Origin of the sequence: Cupriavidus campinensis, from assembly GCF_905397395.1 — a bacterium.
In the GTDB taxonomy this organism is placed as follows: domain Bacteria; phylum Pseudomonadota; class Gammaproteobacteria; order Burkholderiales; family Burkholderiaceae; genus Cupriavidus; species Cupriavidus campinensis.
In genome coordinates this window covers 1-1,445 of sequence record NZ_CAJPVH010000139.1, presented here as the reverse complement: position 1 = coordinate 1,445, position 1,445 = coordinate 1, and the positions used below count along the sequence as shown (strand labels likewise).

1 protein-coding gene is annotated in these 1,445 nt (G+C 55.6%); it reads left to right on the top strand.

The features are described from left to right. The first annotated feature begins 45 nt into the window (after window positions 1-45). A protein-coding gene (locus KHO18_RS28205) for an IS3 family transposase (protein ID WP_377732733.1) occupies window positions 46-1,412 on the top strand; the annotation gives its coding sequence in 2 pieces (ribosomal slippage) (window positions 46-526 and window positions 526-1,412; 1,368 coding nt in all). Window positions 1,413-1,445: the final 33 nt, after the last annotated feature.

The following is a 1,445-nucleotide window of genomic DNA, read 5'->3' as shown; positions in this document are numbered from 1 at the left end:
TGAACTGCACCCCAAAAGTTGGACACCAACTTTTGGGGTGTTTTCATGTATCGGTACTCGGAGCAGTTCAGGCTGACAGTTATCCAGAGCTACCTGGACGGTCAGGCAGGCTATGGTGAGATCGCCAAACGCCATGAAATAGACAGCGGAACAGTACGGCGCTGGGTGGCGGGATACCGCCTGCATGGCGCGGCGAGCATCAAACGGAAGTACACGCACTACAGCGCCGAGTTCAAGCTTGCCGTGCTGAAGCGGATGCGAAGCCAGCGGTTGTCGCATCGCGAAGTCGCAGCATGGTTCGATATTCGCAACTTCGGTGCGATTGGCATTTGGGAACGCCAGTATGATGCAGGGGGTATAGAGGCCTTGTCATCGCGCCCAAAAGGGCGTCCCAGGAAGATGTCGCCACCCACTCCCAAAGCAAAGCCACCGAAGCCATCTAGTGATCGCACGCGCACGCGCGAGGAGCTCATTGACGAGCTGAACTACCTGCGCATGGAGAACGCCTACCTAAAAAAACTCGACGCCTTAGTTCAAGCGAACAAGAAATCTGCGCAACCCAAAAAGCGCAAATAGTGCTTGAGCTAAGGCGGCAGTATCCATTGGCGGGGCTGTTGAAGGTCGCAGGCCTGGCACGAAGCACCTTCTACTATCAGCAAACAGTACTTCAGGCGCAGGACAGGTATGCGGAACTGAAGGCAAGAATCCGTGAGCTGTTTGCGCAGCACAAAGGTCGCTACGGCTACCGCCGCATTACGGCGGCGCTTCGGAAAGCGGAATTGATCGTCAACCACAAGACGGTTCAGCGCCTGATGAAAGCCATGGGCCTGAAGTCTCTCGTCCGGCCAAAGAAATACCGTTCTTACAAAGGTGCGGTGGGCCGAGTTGCGCCCAACGTGTTGCAACGGCAGTTCCACGCCGGGCGTCCGAATCAGAAATGGGTAACCGATGTGACCGAATTTAGCGTCGCCGGCGAGAAGCTATACCTCTCGCCGGTGCTGGACCTGCATAACGGCGAGATCGTCGCATACGAGATGGCCAGGCGTCCGTTGTTCGAGATGGTAAGCAAAATGCTCAAGAAGGCGTTTGCTCGACTCGGCCCCAAGGACCGACCGATCCTGCATTCGGATCAGGGCTGGCAATACCAAATGGCGTCCTATCGATCGATGCTCAAGCAGCGCAGTGTCCGTCCCAGTATGTCGCGCAAAGGTAACTGCCTCGACAACGCTGCCATGGAGAGCTTCTTCGGCATCCTAAAGTCCGAATTCTTCTACCTGAACAAGTTCACCAGCATCGAGCAACTGCAGGATGGACTGCGCCAATACATTCACTACTACAATCATGACCGCATCAAGCTCAAACTAAAAGGGCTGAGTCCCGTGCAATACAGGACTCAGCCCTTTCCGGCCTAGCCATCAACCGTCCAACTTCTGGGGGTCAGTTCA